This is a genomic window from Vaccinium witches'-broom phytoplasma str. VAC (assembly GCF_000309405.1).
Classification (GTDB): domain Bacteria; phylum Bacillota_I; class Bacilli_A; order Acholeplasmatales; family Acholeplasmataceae; genus Phytoplasma.
In genome coordinates, this window is record NZ_AKIN01000036.1 from 1 (window position 1) to 4,238 (window position 4,238).

Below are 4,238 nucleotides of genomic sequence, written 5' to 3' on the forward strand. Positions count from 1 at the left end.
TAGATTAAAAATTATTAAAAAAGAAAGAAGTTTTATAAATTATTTAGTTTACTTATTATTTAATAATTTTAAGAATAAAGTGAAAGGAAAATTAAAAATGAAACAAAATCAACCTAAAAGTTGGTGATAATAATTAAGAAAAAAATGAGAAAAAAATGAAAAAAAATATTGTAAATATTATAGATACCATGAATAACAAAAACACTTATATTAGTTTATTTTCCTCAGCTGGCATTGGCTGTTATGGTTTTAAAAAAGAAAATTTTCAATGTTTAGCAACTAATGAATTTTTATCAAAAAGGATGGAAATACAAAAAAACAATAAAGTTTGTGTCAATGATGAAGGTTATATTTTAGGAGATATTAGAGACAACAAAGACAAAATATTAGATATTGTTAAAAAACACGGAAAACAAATAACTATTGTTATTGCTACTCCCCCTTGTCAAGGAAAATTGATGTTACATCATGTGGGAGAAATAGAAGAACCCATCATTGAAAGAACCTATACTTTCTTTGGTTTTAACGGTTTAGATCAATGTCAATATCCCGATAAAGTTCCCAAAGATTTAGCTCCTTTTATTAGAGAACCTTTTGATAATTGGTATTATACTAACAAAATGCCTCCTTATAAAGGTCATGGAGGAAGTGATTTCGATTATTTCATGAGTGCAAGTTTTGATATAGATAACTTAAGTAATGAAGATTCTAAATTAAGAATCAAAGGGAATCCAAATAGTTTTATTAATATAAATCATACTATCAAAATGGACTATGAAGGCCCTAAATACTTACTAGAAAAAGATGAAGATTTATATGTTAACGAAGTAAAATGCCCTTTACAAGAAGAAACAATGTTTACTAAAAAAACTAAAACTTACTACCTTCACTTCAATCCAAAACAACAATATATTACCCTTTATACTGACAAAATGAATACGAAAGAAAATTAAAAATAAAAAATAAATTTAGAAAAGAGGAAATATGTCATTTTATTCAAATATTACAGAACGAGATATAGAAATCAAAGTTATTACGAAATTACAATCACTAGGATATATTATTGATCCTCAAAATCCTAATAAAGATGTTTATTTGCAAAAACCTAAATACAAAGAAGAATATGACAAATTAAATGGACAACGTCCAGATTTTATTATTTATTCTGGCAATGACAAACCTTTAGCTATTATCGAAACTAAAAAAAATAATTCTAATTTATTAAATGTGGAAAAGCAAGCAGAATCATATGCTGAAAAATTAGGAGTTAAATTAATTTTTAGTTACGATGGTTATCGTTTATTTTCTAAACATCTTTTCTTTCAAGAAGAACTTCAATATGGTGGGAATCCTTTAACAGATTTTATTGAAAAAAATTTTTTAGAACAATTTGTCCAAACCCCTAAAATTGATTTAAATTTTGGTAAAAACATCAAAAATGAAGCTCAATTTATTAAAGAATTAAAAAAATTAGAAGATCTTTTGAGGACAACTGGTTTAAAACAAGGAGACAAAAGATTTACTGAATTTTGTAAAATATTATTTTTACGTTTAATTTCTGAAAAAGAAAAGAATAATAATATTTGGTTAAATATTATTAATGCCCCTGAAGAAAATATTATTCATATTATTAATGGCAATTTAAAAAAATTAAATAAAAAATATCAAATGGATCAATACGGTGAAGAATTAAAACTGGAACCTAAATATCATTCCCGAGTAGTCAAATGTATTGTTAAAAAACTTAATGAAATTGATTTCATTAACACTTCGCTTGATGTTAAAGGGAGTGCATTTGAATTTTTTTTAGGTCATCGTGGTTTAAATGATGATTTAGCACAATATTTTACTCCTCGTAATATTATTCGTTTTATGTGTAATTTGATAGAACCAAAACCCGGAGAAAAAATATATGATCCTTTTTGTGGTTCTGGAGGTATTTTAATTAATGCTTTTGAATATATAAAAAAACAAATAAATCCCGATGATAAAATTAGTTTAAAAAATTTAAAAGAAAATACTATTTATGGTACTGATATTAATTCAATAGCTTATGTGGCTAAAATGAATATGATTTTAGTAGGTGATGGTCATGCTAATATTACAGAACAAAAAGGTGGTTCTTTAATTAACAAAAGAACAAATCAATATGATATTGTGATGACTAATATTCCTTTTAATCTTCCTAAAAATGAAAATTTATTATATGATATTCCAAGTAGTAACAGTAATTCTATTTGTGTTCAACATTGTTTAGATGCTTTATCTAAAAATTTAAATTCTCGGGCTTGTATTATTATTCCAGAACAATTTATTTTTATTCAAGAATTAAAGGAAACTAGAACATTTATTATCAATAATTATAATCTTAAAATCTTTTCCTTACCTCGAAGGGTTTTTGAACCTTATACGACAGCAAAAACATGTATTATGCATTTACAATATACAGGAAAACCAGGCAATCTAGAATTTATTTATATTGACAATGTAGGCTTTAGTTTAGATAATCAAAAAAAAGAAATTAATAAGAATAATTTAATTGAATATTTAAAAAATCCAGATTTGTATCAAAATGCTCATAAATTTTCATATGAAGCAATAGCAAATAATAATTTTTCTTTTCAGTTATTCCCTAATACAAATCAAATTAATGAATTAATTACACTCAGTGAAATATTAGAAATTTCACGAATTCCAATCAAATTAGATCCAGAAAGAGAATATTTCGAAATAACTATCTCATCGCATGGAAAAGGTGTTCGTCCAAGGATGAAGAATGGCGAAATTTATAAAAAAGGAAAGGATATTGGTAGTTCCAGAAATATTATTAAAGACGAAGACTTTTGTTATTCCAAATTAGGCGCTAATCAAGGAGCATTTGGAGAAATAACAGATAATGTTAGAAACGCTTTATATTCAAATGATTTTGTGTGTTTTAAATTAAAAAAAGAATTTATAGATTTAAATTTAGATTTTTTAATTGCTATTCTCACTTCTAATCCTTTATTAGAACACTTTAAAAAAATAACTAAAGGAACAGCCCAAACAAGAGTATATCCAGATGCTTTTTTAAACACAAAATTACCTTATACCAAAGCAGAATTTTTGGAATATTTTCATTTATTGAAAGACAAATTAAAAAAACATCAAAAAATAAAAAATGATTTCTTAAAATCTGAAACAGAACTAAAACAAGCAATAAAACAATTTTTAAATTAAAAAACAATATTTACCACAAAAAGCGAGATAAAAAAACAACTTTTAATCAAAAATTGCTTTATAATAGAAAAGGATTTTTCGATCTAAAAGAGAATTGGAGCTTTTTGTGGCTATACCACTGAAAAAACATAAACATTATGATTTTAATACCAAATTAAAAGTTATTTTAGCTAAAGAACAAGGAATGTCCTATAAAGAAATTCAAAAAAAATTTAAAATAACATCTAGACAACAAATTTATAATTGGTTTAAATATTCTAAAAATAATGACTCATATCGTTTACATCAAAAAATCGGTCATCGTTATAAATATCAAAAAAATTCTGAATTTTATCAACAACGAAAAAAGAAATTAGAAACTATCCAAAAAGAAGTTCAAAAAGAAATCAAAAAAAGAACCAAAAATAATCAAATTATTATTAATAAATCATTTTATTTAGAAATGATTGATAAATACCGAAAAGAAGTACCTTTACAGACTTTAGTTAAATTTTTTCGGATACCGTCGTACTTTACTTATTATAGTTGGTTATCAAAAAAAAAGAAAAAAATTCCTTTTTTAACCAATTTAGACATTAAAATTCGAAATATTTGTTATCAACATCGCTATTATAATAATGTGGGCGAAAGTTTTTTTGTTTGGGGTTATCGCCGTGTTTATCACGAACTTTTACATCAAAACATTAAAGTAAACCCTAAAACGGTTTATTTTAAAATGAAAAAAATGCATTTGTTATGTCAAACACGCAAAAATCGTTATTTGAAACGTAGTTCAAATAATCAAAATTACGTTCCTCTTTCTCAATTAAATCTTTTAAAAAATAATTTTCAAGCTGATCGTCCTTTTCAAAAATTATGTGCTGATGTTACTTATTTATTATATGGCCGTAATCCATTTCTTTATTTATCAGCAATTATGGATTTATATAACCGAGAAATTATTGCTTATACCATAGCCGATAAACAAGATTTATCTTTAGTTATGAATACTTTAGAACAGTTAAAACCTCTTAAAAAAA

3 protein-coding genes are annotated in these 4,238 nt (G+C 24.5%); all 3 read left to right on the top strand.

All coding sequences use genetic code 11. The features are described from left to right. Positions 1-155: 155 nt before the first annotated feature. Positions 156-953, top strand: a complete 798-nt coding sequence (locus RI68_RS03430) for a DNA cytosine methyltransferase (protein WP_017193376.1) — start codon at positions 156-158, stop codon at positions 951-953. 31 nt (positions 954-984) lie between these two features. Beyond that, a complete protein-coding gene (locus tag RI68_RS00920) occupies positions 985-3,219 on the top strand; it encodes an HsdM family class I SAM-dependent methyltransferase (protein WP_017193377.1) in 2,235 nt (744 codons plus the stop codon). Between the two features lie 106 nt (positions 3,220-3,325). Continuing rightward, the coding region (locus RI68_RS03435; RefSeq protein WP_017193378.1) for an IS3 family transposase at positions 3,326-4,238 on the top strand (913 nt) is incomplete at its 3' end.